This window comes from Quyinboa mangrovi (assembly GCF_042219825.1).
In the GTDB taxonomy this organism is placed as follows: domain Bacteria; phylum Bacteroidota; class Bacteroidia; order Bacteroidales; family UBA5342; genus JBHJHP01.
In genome coordinates, this window is record NZ_JBHJHQ010000001.1 from 224,565 (window position 1) to 241,172 (window position 16,608).

Here is a 16,608-nt window from a genome sequence, read left to right on the forward strand (position 1 = left end):
TCAGTTTTTTATTCAAATGATGTTTTGTAACTTGTTTGCGCCTTATTAAAGCAAGAGATTAGATGCTATGCTCCACAGAATAAAAACAAAATTTGTTGTACCTCTCCTCGAAAGCTACATAAAAATCCGGTCATCAATATATGGCCGGGTTATTTTAATTATTGTACTGTTATCGCTGATTTTATTTCTTTCATTCAGCGTAATATTCAGGGCTGTTTACGGAGATTATTTGCGAACAGTGATTCGACAGAACGGGAATAATGTTGGGTCAATTGTTGAAGGGGCACTTTATACTTCCATGCTCGAAAATGATAAGACCGGACTTCAAAATACGCTCGATCTCATCAATACAATGTCAGGAATTGATGAGGTTGATATGTACGACAGTGAAAATAATCTTATCTATACTTCGTTTTCTTCCGACGATCATAAGCATAGCGATCCGGATTGCATAAAATGCCACAGTAATTTATCGGAGATGTTTCCGGCTACAGAGAAAGCGTACCGGATTATTGATATGAAAAGTGGTTGTACCATGACGGATAATGATAATAATCACAGGCATTTAATGATTCGCTCACCTATACTGAATCAGCCTTCGTGCTATACTGCTGCATGTCATGCACATGGTCCGGACGAAAAAGTACTTGGTTCACTTATCATTAAAGCTCCGTTGGATGACCTGGATACAGCCGTTGCCAAATCATCGACGGATTTTTTTGCAATGGCATTGGTAACCACATTTTTGCTCGCTACCTTTCTTGTATTTTTTACGGGTAAGAAAATCAGAAAGCCTTTAAATGATCTTACCAGGGCAAGTGTTGCGGTTGCTAACGGGGACAATTCAATTCGCCTGGCATTAAAACCAAATCAACTTGGCGATATTCACATGGTTTCTGTGGCTTTTAATGATATGCTTGACAAATTACAGGCTGCAAATACAGAACTTGAAAACTGGTCGAAGCAGCTGGAATATAAGGTTCAAAAGAAATCCGAAGAATTAAGTGCGGCTCAAAATGAGATGATACATATTGAACGGATTGCCTCTTTGGGTAAATTATCTGCTTCTGTTGCCCATGAATTGAATAATCCGCTTTCGGGTATGTTGGTTTATACCAAACTTGTGTCACGACAGCTGAGAAAGGAGGATATTTCTACTGAAAAGCGTCAGAGTATTTTAAAGCACTTACAGTTTGTTGAGAATGAAATAATACGTTGTGGGGATATTGTGAAAGGACTATTGGATTTCTCAAGAAAAGATCAGGATAATTTTGAAACCAAAAATCTGCATAATATTTTAAAGGAGACCACTAAAATTGTGCTTCACTCTGTTAAAATTGCCAACATCAGACTTATTACCAAATATGATGCGACACAGGATCTGATTTCGTGTAATGCGGCTCAACTTAAACAGGCGTTTATTGCTATTCTGGTAAATGCTACAGAAGCGATAACTGAAAATGGTGAGATTGTTATGGTAACCCGTAATGAAGATGATAAAAGTATTGTATTGGATATTACAGATAATGGAGCGGGAATTTCTGAAGAGAACCTGAAACATGTTTTCGAACCTTTTTTCTCCACAAAACATCAAACGAGCGGAATAGGGCTGGGACTTGCTATTGTGCACGGGATAATACAAAATCATAACGGGGAAATCAGTATTACTTCTGCTGTAGGTAAAGGTACTACAGTAAGCATAAAGTTCTCATTAATAAACCAATAATAAAATTTTATGGAACAGCAAATATCTATTTTGATTGTAGACGACGAAGAATCTGTCCGTGATTCATTATATAACTGGTTTATTGAGGATGGTTATGAGGTTGCCTGCGCACAGGATGCTAAAACGGCACTTTCAATTCTTGAATCCCATCCTTATGATATTGTTCTGGCAGATATTAAAATGCCGGGAATGGATGGAATGGAAATGTTGAAACGCATTAAGACACTGAACGACAAGTCAATTGTTATTATGATGACGGCATTCGCCACTGTAAATACAGCTGTTCAGGCGCTTAAGGATGGGGCATATGATTATGTGACAAAACCCTTCGATCCGGATGAATTATCCCATTTAATAAATAATGTTTCCAAACAAATAAAGCTGTCAGAAGAAAACGAGTCTTTAAAGGAAAGAGTTATTTCACTTGAAAATGTGGAGGATCTGATAGGTAATAGTGAACCGATGAAGAAGGTCCTCCGGGAGGTGGAAAGTGTTGCGCAATCCAATTCATCGGTAATTATAACAGGAGAAAGCGGGACAGGAAAAGAATTGATTGCCAGGGCCATTCATTTTAATTCTCCCCGTAAATACTTCCCCTTGGTAAGTGTGCATTGTGGTGCCTTATCGGAATCACTACTGGAAAGCGAATTGTTCGGACATGAGAAAGGTGCTTTTACAGGTGCCATGTATAACAGGAAAGGGCGTTTTGAAATGGCTGATAACGGGACCATTTTTCTTGATGAGATTGCAACCATTCCACTCAAAATGCAGATTGAATTATTAAGGGTGCTGGAATCCAAACGATTTGTCAGAGTAGGAGGAACCAAGGAGATTGAATCCGATTTCAGGGTAATATGTGCAACGAATAAAGATCTCAAGAAGATGGTAGAGATGGGGACATTCAGAGAAGATCTTTATTACAGACTGAATGTGGTCAATATTCATGTGCCTCCATTGCGGGACCGGACGGATGATATACCGCTGCTGGTAAATTATTTTATCACGAAATATTGTTCTTCTATGAGTCGTGATGCAATTAAAATTGAACCTGCTGCATTAAAGCGTCTTGAAAGTTTTGAATTTCCAGGAAATGTACGGGAGCTTGAAAACATGATTGAAAGAGCTATTGTAATAGGCAATGGGAAAGAGATCCGTTTAAAAGATCTTCCGGTGGGAAGCGAAGTGGAGGTGAGCACGGCGGAGAGCTTAGATGAAAACGAAAAAAAACACATCATACAAATTCTGGACAGATATAACTGGAATATTTCTCAAACCGCCAAAGCACTAAAAATTGACCGGGTCACCTTATACAATAAAATAAAAAAATACAATCTGAAGCAGGTCAAAAAATAAATACAGGACTTGGTTAATTCCACACAAAATATCACGCTTATTACATGTGGTAATTTCGACATGAAATATATTGATACGGTGGCAAATACTGTAAAGATGGTATTCCACCGTGAGGTGACAATTAGAAATGGAAATGTAGAACTGATAGAATATTACAACCCTTCACGCCGGCAGTATAATGGTGACCTGTTGCTTAAAAAGGTGGATTCTTTACGCAACCCGGGTGAAAATAAAATTATGGGTTTATTTCAGGTGGACCTTTTTATTCCAATTTTAACCTATATTTTCGGACAAGCCTATCTAAACGGGAGTACCGGAATTTCTTCAAACTACAGGCTATACAACGAACGCTACGGATTAAAGCCGGATAATGAATTAATGCTGACCCGTTTTCAAAAAGAAGTCATTCATGAACTTGGTCATGAATTTGGATTAATTCATTGTTTTACGCCTGATTGCGTCATGCAGTCGAGTACCTATGTGGAAGATATTGATCAAAAATCCATTCGCTTTTGCAGAAGCTGTAATTCAAAACTTGGATTGTAAAATTACAAACCAATTTCTAAGCTAGCTTTTAATCTGTTTCATTTTATCATACTGAAATGCTGCAACGATCGTCAGTAATAATATAGCAGCAGTTGTATAATATACAAATGAAGGAACAGGTACCGGGTCACCGGCTGCATAAGAGTGTAATCCTGATAAGTAATAATTCACCCCAAAATATGTCATCAGTATAGATGCAAATCCATATACGGATAATGCGTTAAATGTAAAAATTCCCTTTAAGCCTGGAATAAGCCTTGAGTGTGTCACAATGGTGTAAACCAGAATAGATATAAATGCCCAGGTTTCTTTTGGATCCCATCCCCAGTAACGGCCCCATGATTCGTTGGCCCATACAGCACCTAAAAATGTACCTATGGTTAATAAATACAGGCCAACAATTAAAGTCTTGTGGTTTAAAATAGTTAAAGACTCCAGATTAGTTATGATGCGCTGTTGGTTACGTGATGTCCTTAAAGTCATCAATATCATATTTATAAGTCCTAATATGGCACCTAATCCTAAAAATCCATAGCTGGCAGTGATAACAGAGACATGAATCGTCAACCAGTAAGATTGTAATACCGGAACAAGATTTGTGATGACCGGATCCATAAATGACAGATTGGCCACCATTAACGTTAATCCTCCTAACACTGTTGTTGCCGGCAGTGCAAACGGAGATAATTTATGAAATATAAACCCTGCAAGCAGTGTGATTCCCGAGATAAATATCATCGATTCGTATCCGTTGCTCATCGGTGCATGACCCGAGATATACCACCTGGCGGCTATTGCAAGAACATGAACAGCAAAGGCCAACAGTAAGAGGTAAAAATATCCTTTCCGCAGAATACCCGGAACGCTTTTCCCGTTTACGATAAAAGCAATCAGCATGAACAGATAAATCACCCCTAAAGTGGCATAAAATGGAAATAAAAATTTAAACGGATTGAGTTTGTAATACAGGATCTCCACATTAATTTTAAAATCTGATGGCAGATTGTATCCTGCATGTTTGCGCTGAAATGTATTGATTCCTTCCACCAACTCGTTTGCCAGGGAATAATCTCCCGTGCTTTTTGCATTAAGAACCTCACCATAATAAGTTTTTAAAATGCTGGCTAAAAATACGGAGTCTTCGCTGGTTGTCGCTCTTTTTGCAGCTTCATCCGCAATAAACCATGAAATACTGTCCCTTGAATTGGGGACAGGAAACATTTTAAGGTATTCACCACTAAAAATAGCATAACAGATATTTACTTTTTCATCCGTTTTTATGATGGCCTTATCCAGTTTTGTTCTTTCGCCCGGAGATTTTTCAAAAGCCACCTGTACCCTTTGACGCAAAACATATCCTGTCTGAGGGTCCATAAAACTTGAATAAGAAGCGTATTTGCCATTTAAGCCCAGCAGATTTTGTAACTCTCCATTACTAATGCGAATAATAGGTGCTTTAGACCAGTGCGATGGCTGCATATTCATTTCCATAAATAACTGAACCGGATTCATACCCATAATGGTCTCCTTTCGGGATATTTTTCGCATCAGCTCCGATGCAAACGTATATACCGGTTCTGTTCGTCCCTGTGTGTTTTGAATTAATAGCTCACCGAATTTTTCTGCATGCTTTTTATCGATAGAACGGTGGCTGTCAGGCATATTGTCATTTGCCATTTGGGCACTCGCAGAAACTGAGATCACGATGAAAGCCAATATAGTTACAAGCTTCTCATTCAATTTGGTTTTTCTGAAAAACGAGTTTTTGTTCAACAGGGACAAGATCATTCCCAAAAAGAGTACTGCGTAGCTAAAATAAGTTACTGTCGTGCCCCATCTATCACTGTTTACAGATAGTATGGTTCCGTGCTCATCACTGTCATACGATGATTGATAAAACCTGAATCCATTGTGCTTTAAAATATTGTTCATATAAATGTGAAATTCTATCGGTTCACTGCCTTTATCTCTTAAGGTAACAAAGCTTGAAAAAGAGGAAGGACTCATTGATCCGGGATACCTGTCAATAACAAAATCTTTTAAATAAATACTGAATGGTAAATCCACGGTATGGTTCCCGTAAAAAAGTGCTACATTATGTCCGCCTATATCAGTCTGAACATATGAATTATTCCAGTCCTTTTCCCATAAATAGAGATTTTTAATAGCTTCTCCGTATTGAAGCCGAAACTCTATAACCTTCGTCCCAAGCATATGGTTTTTAACCTCAGATTGCACAGGTATCAATTCAGCATTTTTCTTAAAGTCCTGATAAACCAGATTGTATTGTCCAATTTTGTAAAGTTTTTTAGGTTCAAACGGTACTTTTTTATCTGATATATTAACCTCTGAATGCTTGCCCATTTCCGTTATAAAAATATGCACGTCTGAATGCAAATATAACGTGTCATTTTCATAGCTGAAGTTAATATCAGTTCCTGGTTGCCCATCGAATGACAAAGACATGTTTCCAAGTTCAATGGTATTTCCCTGTTTAAGATACTGGAATCCTCTGAATCCGGGACCGGATAATACAAAACCAACAACTTGATGGCCATTATCTGTATCAACAGCTTTTTCATATGCATTATTATACCTGTTTGTCAGGGTGATGTTCAGCGGTTTGCCGTCCAGCACAACGGTTTCATCAAATTTCCCCTTATTTGCAATATTTCCTGTAGTATTAATAATAACAGGATCATTGGCATCTGTTTTTATTTTAAGAATTTTATCCGCTGTGACAATGCTTGAAGAAGCCTGTCCCTCTCTGATATGCATGGTTCCTTCATACCCAAAATAACGGGTAATTGCTGCACCGGCAATCATCCCGATAAACGCAATGTGAAACAGGAATATGGTGAACTTTTTAGGTTTGTAAAGCTTTAACCTGAAAATTCTGCCTGTCATATTTATAGCAAGCAAAAGGAAAAGAATCTCCAGCCAGTGCGAGTTATAAACTTTCATTCGTGCCACTTCAGCGCCGAAGTCATTTTCAATAAATGTTGCAACGGCTAAAGCGAATCCCAGTATTACCAAAAGTATTCCCATTAAAACGGGAGAAAAAAGCAGATTGTAAAATTTTTTCATCTCTAATAATCTAAAATCTTGTTCTGAAAAACAGAACCTATTATATAATGTATAGTAAATTTAATTTGAAACTAAAACAGGAAGGCTTTCTACCGGTTTACCCGGAGATTGAAATGTGCTCCAATTTTTCTTTATCTATGATTTGAATTTCGTCACCATGAACCTTTAATATTCCCTCTTTGTCAAACTCATTTAAAATTCTGACAACACTTTCTTTGGTCATATTCGTAAGTTCTCCCAATTCCTGTCTTGTCAACATACATTTAAACTTGTCGGATTTAAATAATTCGTTTGAGAGATATAATATTCCGTCAGATAGTCTTCCATGCATCTTTTTTTGGGTTAAATTAAGGAGCTGCTGGAAAGTGTTATGAGATTTTAATGAAATGTCTTTAATCAAGCCTTCGGCAAATTTACCATTCTTTAAAACCATTTCCTTTATAATGGCTGAATCAATGAAGCAAGCTCTTAGATCGGTTAGTGCCGAAAGAGAATAATTGTGCCGGTTATTGCCGTAAAGTCCCGGGCCAACTAACATGTTTCCTGGTCTGTGAAATCCTATAACGATACGCTTGCCATCAATACCCTCAATATAAGCCTTACCTATACCATTTGCTAAAAATATCATATTGGAACAAGGACTTCCCTGCTTCATGATGATTTCGCCAGCGAGATAGGTTGCTTCAAATCTGTGCTCATTTACAATCTCCAGTTCTTCCGTTGTAAGATTTTTAAAGTTCTCCCATCCATGTGTACATAACTGACACGTCCTGTTATTTCCCTCGCGCATTACAAATTTTTTTTTGACCCGGCAAAATATAAATAATTATATATATATACATCTAAACATTCGTTGATATATATCAATGTTTGAAATGATGTTCGTCTTGCAAATTAAGGAAAACAATCAACATTACAAATGAAAAGGATTAATGAAGAAAAATTTATTGAATTAATCTATTATCTACTTTTATGGTGTAAAAGAACTATTAAAATCTACTGTAATGAAAAGAACATTAATTTGTGCAAAAGGACTTTTAATACTAATGGCTACAGCCTTGATTATAAGCTGTGAAGGTCCTGCGGGTATGGATGGCGTTGATGCAAACTCAACCTGTAAGCAATGTCATAACGACGCGAACATGACATTAAAATCTGTGGAATATAATCTTTCCGGGCATGCAGCCGGAGCTTATGTGGGTTATGCCGGAGGAAGAAAATCCTGTGCAAGATGTCATTCAAACGAAGGTTTCATAGAAACGCTTCATACCGGAAGGGATACTACTGCTGCTGATATTCCAATTCCGACACATATTTCCTGTGAAACATGTCATGATTTTCATGAATCACTTGATTTTGAAGCAGATGGCCCTGATTTTGCCTTAAGAGCCAAAGATCCTGTAACATTTATTATTAATGGTGAGACAGTAGATTTTGAAGCTTCAAGTAATTTGTGTGCCAACTGTCATCAACCAAGAACAGCAGGTCCTTCTCTTGCTGACGAGACTTTCAGAATTTCAAGTACTCACTGGGGACCTCACCACGGACCACAGGCTACATATGTTGATGGTGTAGGTGCTGTTGAATTTTCAGGTTCTGAGAGTTATCCTGAACCGGGATCTTCTACTCACGCTTCTGCCGGAGCCTGTGTAATGTGTCACATGGGTGAATCAACCGGTGAGGGTAGTGAAATGCATGGTGGTCATACGTTCAGTGCTAATGTTACAAACTGTACTGCATGTCATACCGATGCTACTACATTCGATATCGGTGGTGTTCAGACTGAAGTTGAAGGATTACTTGAAGAGATAGCTACTGTTTTAGCAGCAAATAATGTTCTGGATGCAGAAGGTCATGTAGTTCCGGGAACTTACTCAAGTACACTTGCAGCAGCTTACTACAACTATATAGGTATAGAAGAAGACCGTAGCATGGGTGTTCACAATCCTGAATACATTATTGCCGTGCTGAAAAATACACTGGCTGCTATTAAATAACGTAAAGAATATAGCTTGATAAAAATAAATAAAGGCTGCTAACCTGCAGCCTTTATTTGATACTATAGTTTAAGAACGTTTAATTCAGAATATTCAAAGGATGAAAAAAATAAGTATCATATTCAGCTTCATTATCATGTTAGGTTTTGTGGCGTGCGAATATAAAGATATAATTGAAGACGATGGTTTTGGAAGTGTCCCTGAAAGCGTTAGTTTTTCAGCAGACATTGAACCTATTTTTACGACACAGAGTTGCACCAATTGTCATCCGTCAATGAAAAAACCTGATCTTTCGGCAGGAAATGCTTATGAAAGTATTATGGATCTGGGGCTCGTTAATACATCAAATCCAGCAGAAAGCGAACTGTATACAAAACCTTCACCCGACGGTAGTCATGGTGCGAAGTATACAAGTGCCCAGGCTAAGCTCGTGCTTGCATGGATTGAACAAGGTGCAAAAAATAACTAAAAACAGATAGACGATGAAACCACATAAAATTATTTTCACACTGATTTTCTGTTTCTGCGCGTTATCATTTTTTGCTCAGGACGAAGAAAAGGAACAGGACAAACCTGTTCGTCCTCCTTTTCAAAGCGGTTATCTGATAGATAATCAAACAACTTATATTCCTTACAAAAATACGCTTGAGTACGTTATTCAGCATAAGTTCGGTACCATGGCAAATGGTATATCAGATCTTTATGGTTTGTACGCACCGGGTGCAAATGTTCGTCTTGGATTTAATTATGTCATATTAAATAATGTTGAGATTGGTTATGGGTTGTCTAAATCAAATATGACACATGACTTTAACGCAAAATGGACCATATTTGAACAGACCCGTAAGAATACGTTTCCTGTAGCTTTAACTCTTTACGGAGTTGCGGCAATAAACGGACAAGCGGATGATTATTTCGGAAAGGATTATTCTTTCATGGGACGATTCTCTTATTTTTCACAATTCATTGTCAGCAGAAAGTTTAATGACTGGTTAACCATCCAGGCCGGTGGAAGTTTTTCACACTATAACATGGTTGACAGAACAAAGTCAGATTTTGACAAGGTCGGTGTTCATTTCAACGGTAGGGCTAAATTCTCACCGCAGTCATCATTCATTTTTAACTATGATCAGCCTTTGGGACTTTTGGTTCTGAGAAATAAAAACGGAAATAATACAAGTCCAAATATAGCAGTTGGTATCGAGATCTCTACCAGTACGCATGCATTTCAGATTTATGCAGGACAGTTCGGTGGCGTTCTTCCGCAGGATATAATGGTTAATAATTATAATGAATTTGATGTAAGTTCATTCAGAATAGGATTTACCATTACAAGACTTTGGAGCTTTTAATTATAAACATAAATTATTGTAATTATGAAACTAAATAAATTATTACTTGCAGGTGTAGCGGCTCTTTTTGCAGTCGTAGTTTTATCTTCCTTCATATCAAAACCACAGGATGATAAAAAGGAGAAGAAAGCGTGGGATATTCCTGAAAAGTATCAAACGATGAAGAATCCTTATGCTGATGATGCTGATATTGTTAAGTATGGTAAAATGAATTATATGAAGCATTGCCGTTCATGTCATGGAAATGCTGGTAAAGGTGATGGTCCTAAGGCGCGTAATCTTGAGGCTTTTCCTGGTGACTTTGCATCTGAGGCATTTCAAAAAGAGTCAGATGGCACCGTTTATTATCAGTCAATTATAGGAAGAGATGAGATGCCGAATTTTGAATCTAAGATTCCGGAGGAAGAGGATCGTTGGGCGGTAGTTATGTACCTGCGTACATTAAAAGAATAATAGCTAAAAGATTTATCATTTCATGAAATATTCAGGAAGGTTGCGTTATGCTATTCTCCAGGGAGTGGTGTGTCTGATTCTGTCTGTGTTCAATATACACGCAGAGGAAAAGGAACTCGCAGAAACATCGCAAACTTGTCTAAACTGTCATAGTAAGGAATATTACTCTTTTTACAATGATTATACCGGATTGACAGAAAAGAAAAGGATGAATCCTTATATAAGGATAGATTCAACTATGTTTCTGCATGGAGTTCATGGTACTTTTTCCTGCGATGACTGTCACTCACCGGATTATGCAACCTATCCTCATGGTGCTGAGCTGAAGCTTGAATTCAAGTATGGCTGTATGGATTGCCATGGAGGGGACCCGACATATGCACATCTGCATTTTGATGAGATTGCGGAAGAAGCAAATAAAAGTGTTCATGCTGAGAAACTGGGAGATGCCTTCAAATGTGAAATGTGCCACGATCCGCATACAAACAAATTGGTCGCAACTTCCCAGAATTATCCGATTGAGGAGATTGTAGCTGTTGATAATAATATGTGTCTTCAGTGTCACAGCGATGCGAGTGTATTTCACATATACACGGAGAGTGAGCGACCTAAGATAATAGATGCCCATGACTGGCTGCCCAATCAGTCGTTACATTTTAAAAATGTGCGATGTCTGGAGTGCCATACAGCTAAAGAAGATACATTGATGGTATCCCACAATATTCTTCCCAAGGAAAAAGCAATTAAGAACTGTGTGGAGTGTCACAGCTCAAATAATCTGCTTCAGGCTAAATTGTACAAGTATATGACTATTGAATCCCGTACTGAAGAAGGGTTGGGATCATCAATTAAAAATGAAGCTTATGTGATTGGCGCAAACAGGGTTCCTTTTCTGAACTATGCCAGTGTGGCAATTTTTGCTTTGCTCATCACAGGAATTCTTATTCATATAATTGCCAGAATAATTAGAAAGAAATAGCATGAGTGATCATAAATTATATCTGTATCCCAAATGGTTGCGTGTGTGGCACGGCATAAATGCTCTGAGTATTATTATGCTAATTGCTACCGGAATCAGTATGCAGTATTCCAATATTAATTATCCAATCATTAATTTTAAGTATGCTGTGCCTTTCCATAACCTTTTTGGTGTGATAACTTTGATAAATTATTTAGCATTTATCGTCATAAATTCAGTTACAGGCAACAGAAAAGCGTATAAATTGCATTTTAAAGGGTTGATAAATCGTTTAATTAAGCAATCGCAATACTATCTGAGCGGATATTTTAAGGGAGAACCAAAACCTTTCCCTGTCAGTAAAACTGAAAAATTTAATCCCTTACAGAAAGTTGCATATGTAACAGCAATGTATCTTTTGGTTCCTCTTGTTATTCTGACAGGGTTGGCGCTATTGTTTCCTGAAGTAATTATAGAGAGATTTCTAAAAACCAGTGGAATAAGGTTAACAGCTATTTTCCATGCATCTCTTGGGTTTCTGATTTCTCTTTTTCTGTTTATTCATTTGTATGTGGCCTCAGTTGGTAAACATCCATTCAGGAATTACAGAAGCATTATTACGGGGTATCATGAGGATTAGTTATAAAGAGATTTAGTTTAAATAGAGGGTTTAATAAGAGAGTTGAAAAACGGGTATCTGAATCTTCAGATACCCGTTTTCTATGTTTTCCATTAAGCAGAAATTTCTTTAAGGGAATTTTGGAAATTTTTTGAAGTCCGGATTCCGTTTTTCGAGAAATGCATTTTTGCCCTCCTGAGCTTCATCGGTCATATAAAACAGCAGGGTAGCATTACCTGCCAGTTCCTGAATACCTGCCTGTCCGTCAAGCTCAGCATTTAATCCTGCCTTTATCATCCTTATGGCCATCGGACTACGCATCATTATGGTTCTGGCCCAATCTACTACTTCATCTTCCAGTTTATCCAAGGGAACTACCTTATTTACCAGTCCCATGTTCAGTGCTTCCTGTGCGGAATACTGACGGCAAAGGAACCATATTTCGCGTGCCTTTTTTTGTCCAACAATTCTTGCCAGGTAAGATGATCCAAAACCTCCGTCAAAACTTCCGACTTTTGGACCTGTTTGTCCAAAAATGGCATTTTCAGAAGCAATGGACATATCACAGATTACATGCAGTACATGACCTCCACCAATGGCATAACCGTTTACCATGGCAATAACAGGTTTTGGCAACGAACGTATTTGTTTTTGCAGATCCAGTACATTCAGACGCGGAACGCCGTCTTCGCCAATATAACCGGCTTTCCCTTTAACATTCTGATCACCACCACTGCAGAAAGCTTTATCACCTTCACCCGTAAGTACTACAACACCGATTTCCTGATTTTCGCGACAGATAACCATCGCATCACTCATTTCCATCACAGTCTGAGGTCTGAATGCGTTTCTAACCTCCGGCCTGTTAATGGTTATTTTGGCAATACCCTCAAAAAATTCAAACTTAATGTCTTTGTATTCTTTGATCGTTTTCCAGTCGTATCCCATAATCAATCAATAATTTTATGTATATAAGATTTTAGAATTTTAGTGTTCTCCTCTTCGTTTGTCTGTATTTCAATCAACTCGATACCTGTTGTATTGTAAAAACCATTTAATACTTTCTTTAGTTCAGTTTCGGTTCGAACCGGATGATATGGTACGCTGAACTGAGCTGCAATATGTTCAAAGTTACTGCTATGTCTTGCAATAAATGTACGTTCAAACCCATCATATTTTGATGGTCCGTTAATAAATCTGAAGATTCCGCCACCGCCATTGTTGAGTACAATAATTTTTAAATTGTCAGGAAGTTGTTCTTTCCAAAGTGCATTTGAATCATACATAAAGCTCAGGTCGCCGAGAATAATCGTGTGTTGTTTATCCGAAGCGATGGCTGCACCCACAGCGGTTGAAAGGGACCCGTCTATGCCACTGGTACCTCGGTTTGAAAAGTATTCAATATCAGAACGTGCTTCGATATACTGTGCATAGCGTATGGCCATGCTGTTGCCAAGGTGTAATACAGAACCGGATGGAATAGCGTCGTACATGCTTTTAAAAGCACGAAATTCACTCCAGGGTTGAAGAATGATGTAATCCGAAATGCCGATACTTATCTTTTTACTTTGTTTTTGCCAGCGGTTCGCATAATCGGAATCTGTTGTTTCTATTCCGGTATTAACTTTTTCAAGTACAAATTCAGGCGGAAGCTTCAGTTTTTTACTTAACGCCTCAAATGTATCAGGATAATAGTCAAACTGATTAATATGCCAGTGTTCCAGTGGTTTATATTTTCGCAGAAACAGCTTCAGGTGTTTTGATATAAAGTGCGTTCCTATGGTAATCAGAAGCTCCGGTTGTAAATTGACTTTTTCCTGTTCATTCAGTGAAGGAAACAACAGGTCCGGATTTCTGATCAGTTTACTTCCGGCAAGGTTTGCCGTGGTTTCACATAGTACGGCCACATTGGAGTGTTGACTTAATGCATTGATTATCTGGATGAATTCCTTATTTGCTTGCTTGCATCCTACCGCAACTAATATATTTTTCTGGATGAATAACTTCTCTTCTTCTCTCAGTTTAAACTCATAGTGCTTTTCCGGTATTGTCCAGTTGGAAACATGGCTGTGAACCGGGTATACCTCATCCAGATTATACAAGGGTTCATCTAATGGGATATTTATATGAACCGGACGCGAAGATATAATTAATGCTTCAAATGCTTTTCTGCTTATAATTTTTAGCTCGTGCTGATCTTTTTCAGTATCATATGTAAAGGAGGCAGCGCTGAAGTTATCGTAAATTCCGGTCTGGTTGATCTGTTGCCCTTCCGATTGGTGTAACCACTTCAAAGGTCTGTCTGCTGTAAGAACCAGTAATGGAACCTGCAGATAGTAGGCCTCGGCAATAGCCGGCGCATAATTCAAAGATGCAGTCCCTGAGGTACAGATTACGGCAACCGGCTTGTTCAATTGTTGTGCCATTCCCAGTGCATAGAAGCCTGCTGATCGTTCATCCACAACAATATGCATATCTATTGACTTGACAGATGAAAACAGTATGGTTAATGGTGCATTTCGGGAACCGGGTGATACAACGATTGTTGTAATTCCCACGGCAATACAATCCGAGACTAATGATGCAATATTAGACAGGTGACTGTTATTTTGCATTAATTTAATTAATTAGAATCATTTTGCGTTAAAGGTAAAGAAAGAATAAAAACTGTACCGTCACCAGGAATGTCATCAACTGTGAGCGAGCCATTTAATAATTTTGCTAAACGGTACATCAATGAAAGGGTGGTTCCGAGGCTGTTATTAAAAATATTATATGCTTTTAAGGGATGGTAAAACGGTTCAAATACCCGTTCTTTTTCTTTTGCATTTAAATGTAGCCCGGGATTTTCCACAAAAAATTTCACATCCTTACCATTTAATTCATATCCCAGTTTTATTTCTCCTTCTTCAGTGTTTTTTATAGCATTTATAACCAGATTATACAGAATTTGTTTTAACCTGTAAGGATCCGTATAAATTGAAATTTTATCTTCTGTATCCGGTTCTACCTGTATAAACTTTAAACTCGTTTTTTCCTGCTCAAACTTAAGCATGTTAGATGTGTCGTAAATTTCTTTAATAAGTTGATCCACATTTACCTTTCGGGGAAATAACTCAAGGGCTCCGGATTCAATTTTCGAAAGGTCAAGTAAATCTCCTACAATATTGAGCAGGTTTTCTGAGTTTTCATTGATCAAATTCAAATATTTCGTTTTATCCTTTTCATTCAGGTTTTCCTCATACAGCAGATTTGAAAAACCGATGATCGCATTTAAAGGAGTTCTGATTTCATGGTTCATGTTTGCCAGGAAAACTTTCTTCATCTGATTACTTTCCTCAGCTGATTTTTGAGCTAACTTAAGTTCAATATGGGACTTTTGAAGTGCACGGCGCTGCTCTAACAGAATAACGATAAAAATTAGCTGAATAATAAAAATTATAACAATGGATATTACAATGTTTTTATGCTGATCCCAGAAACTGGGACTGTAATTTACCAGAATGGATTTGTTGTTGAAGTTCTTCATCGGTATGTTATACTTCTTCAACGCATTGTAGTTCAGCGTAAGGTGATCCGAGGTAACAAGTTTAACCGGAAGTTTATCAATGGGGGTCCCCTTTAGATATTCGATAGCCATATTGGCAGTCTCTTCTCCAATATCTTCCGCTTTTATGGTGTATCCTCCCATTATTCCACTATTAATCAGGTCGTAGTTGTGCGAAAAAATAGCAGCATCTGTGTTATCAGTAAAGAAACTAAAATCATGTAAATTAACAATCAGATCAAGTTCCCGGTCATCCCTAAAACTGGTAATTCCATAAAATAAAACAGAATTCTCAGGAAGATCATATAAGGCATCCAGAAGCGACTTTTTTGTATGATCCTTCCAAAGCCTTATTTCAACACCGTCCACCTCTTTAGGGAATTCTTCAAATTCAGCAAGATGCCCTTTGCCGGTTGGAAGGTTTTCAGAGTTTAGTAATAAGGCTGTCGTTGTTTTTGGCAATAACTGTTTTGCCAAACGTATATTTTTAACAAGACCTATGGATTCATTTACTCCGGTAACAGGCCTGTTCCCGTAATCCACAGATTTGTAGTTTTTAGCACTGCAAAATACAATGGGAACATCCGGAAATAATTCGTTGCCTTTTTCATTCACAAACTGGAATGCAAGATCATCCACAATAATCAGTAAATCCACATCTCCTGAATCCGGATATTCATCGTGCAAATCATTCTTAATATCAGTCAAACGGGTTTTACTGGTGTCATTTCTCATATCAAGATACCGGATATCCACTGTTATAGCCAGATCTTTTTCTTTGTGGAGCGTGGACATTATTCCTTCGTTGGCAAGTCTGGTCCACCCCTGGTTTGGGAAGTATGAATGCAACACCAGTACGTGTTTCATCTCTGCAGCATGTATTAGATTGAAAATCCAGAGGAAACAACACAGTAGTATTATTTTTATAAGTTTTTCAGGCATCTAAATGTCTGTGTATTTATTAAAAAAC

14 protein-coding genes are annotated in these 16,608 nt (G+C 37.8%); 9 read left to right on the forward strand and 5 right to left on the reverse strand.

The features are described from left to right. The first annotated feature begins 67 nt into the window (after positions 1 to 67). The 3 genes from ACE1ET_RS00920 to ACE1ET_RS00930 are packed head-to-tail and all read left to right on the forward strand — an operon-like array spanning position 68 to position 3,625. A complete protein-coding gene (locus ACE1ET_RS00920; RefSeq protein WP_375726474.1) occupies positions 68 to 1,726 on the forward strand; it encodes a sensor histidine kinase in 1,659 nt (552 codons plus the stop codon). 9 nt (positions 1,727 to 1,735) lie between these two features. After that, on the forward strand, positions 1,736 to 3,079 hold the full coding sequence (locus tag ACE1ET_RS00925; protein ID WP_375726475.1) for a sigma-54-dependent transcriptional regulator: 1,344 nt from the start codon (positions 1,736 to 1,738) through the stop codon (positions 3,077 to 3,079). A gap of 9 nt (positions 3,080 to 3,088) precedes the next feature. After that, positions 3,089 to 3,625, forward strand: coding sequence for an archaemetzincin family Zn-dependent metalloprotease (locus ACE1ET_RS00930; RefSeq protein ID WP_375726476.1), 537 nt, complete (start codon positions 3,089 to 3,091; stop codon positions 3,623 to 3,625). A gap of 21 nt (positions 3,626 to 3,646) precedes the next feature. Here the strand turns inward: ACE1ET_RS00930 and ACE1ET_RS00935 are convergent, their stop codons facing one another. Together ACE1ET_RS00935 and ACE1ET_RS00940 are read right to left on the reverse strand one after the other, a co-directional pair. Beyond that, complete coding sequence (locus tag ACE1ET_RS00935; RefSeq protein WP_375726477.1) at positions 3,647 to 6,712, reverse strand: cytochrome c biogenesis protein; 3,066 nt, start codon at positions 6,710 to 6,712, stop codon at positions 3,647 to 3,649. Positions 6,713 to 6,809: 97 nt separating this feature from the next. Further along, the gene (locus ACE1ET_RS00940; protein WP_375726478.1) at positions 6,810 to 7,502 is read right to left on the reverse strand and encodes a Crp/Fnr family transcriptional regulator; all 693 of its coding nucleotides are present in this window, start codon (positions 7,500 to 7,502) and stop codon (positions 6,810 to 6,812) included. A gap of 214 nt (positions 7,503 to 7,716) precedes the next feature. Between ACE1ET_RS00940 and ACE1ET_RS00945 the strand changes: the two genes are divergently transcribed. The 6 genes from ACE1ET_RS00945 (at position 7,717) to ACE1ET_RS00970 (ending at position 12,112) form a co-directional block, all read left to right on the forward strand. Beyond that, positions 7,717 to 8,709 carry a hypothetical protein gene (locus tag ACE1ET_RS00945; RefSeq protein WP_375726479.1) on the forward strand — a complete coding sequence of 331 codons (993 nt, stop codon included), beginning with the start codon at positions 7,717 to 7,719 and terminating at the stop codon, positions 8,707 to 8,709. Positions 8,710 to 8,809: 100 nt separating this feature from the next. After that, positions 8,810 to 9,178: a hypothetical protein gene (locus tag ACE1ET_RS00950; protein ID WP_375726480.1), complete on the forward strand. Its 369-nt coding sequence runs from the start codon at positions 8,810 to 8,812 to the stop codon at positions 9,176 to 9,178. Positions 9,179 to 9,191: 13 nt separating this feature from the next. Next, entirely contained in the window at positions 9,192 to 10,061 is an 870-nt protein-coding gene (locus tag ACE1ET_RS00955) for a DUF5777 family beta-barrel protein (protein ID WP_375726481.1), read from the forward strand. Between the two features lie 24 nt (positions 10,062 to 10,085). Beyond that, positions 10,086 to 10,514: a c-type cytochrome gene (locus tag ACE1ET_RS00960; RefSeq protein ID WP_375726482.1), complete on the forward strand. Its 429-nt coding sequence runs from the start codon at positions 10,086 to 10,088 to the stop codon at positions 10,512 to 10,514. Positions 10,515 to 10,536: 22 nt separating this feature from the next. After that, positions 10,537 to 11,493: a hypothetical protein gene (locus ACE1ET_RS00965; protein ID WP_375726483.1), complete on the forward strand. Its 957-nt coding sequence runs from the start codon at positions 10,537 to 10,539 to the stop codon at positions 11,491 to 11,493. 1 nt (position 11,494) lies between these two features. Further along, positions 11,495 to 12,112, forward strand: a complete 618-nt coding sequence (locus tag ACE1ET_RS00970) for a cytochrome b/b6 domain-containing protein (protein WP_375726484.1) — start codon at positions 11,495 to 11,497, stop codon at positions 12,110 to 12,112. A 108-nt stretch (positions 12,113 to 12,220) separates the two neighbouring features. Here ACE1ET_RS00970 and menB read toward each other — a convergent pair whose 3' ends face one another. From menB to ACE1ET_RS00985, 3 genes are read right to left on the reverse strand one after another with little or no spacing between them, the layout of a single operon-like run. Next, entirely contained in the window at positions 12,221 to 13,039 is an 819-nt protein-coding gene (gene menB, locus ACE1ET_RS00975; RefSeq protein ID WP_375726485.1) for a 1,4-dihydroxy-2-naphthoyl-CoA synthase, read from the reverse strand. Between the two features lie 2 nt (positions 13,040 to 13,041). Continuing rightward, positions 13,042 to 14,706 (reverse strand): 2-succinyl-5-enolpyruvyl-6-hydroxy-3-cyclohexene-1-carboxylic-acid synthase, encoded by a 1,665-nt coding sequence (gene menD / locus ACE1ET_RS00980; protein ID WP_375726486.1) that lies wholly within the window; start codon positions 14,704 to 14,706, stop codon positions 13,042 to 13,044. A gap of 8 nt (positions 14,707 to 14,714) precedes the next feature. Beyond that, entirely contained in the window at positions 14,715 to 16,505 is a 1,791-nt protein-coding gene (locus ACE1ET_RS00985) for a sensor histidine kinase (protein ID WP_375726487.1), read from the reverse strand. Between the last annotated feature and the right edge of the window lie 103 nt (positions 16,506 to 16,608).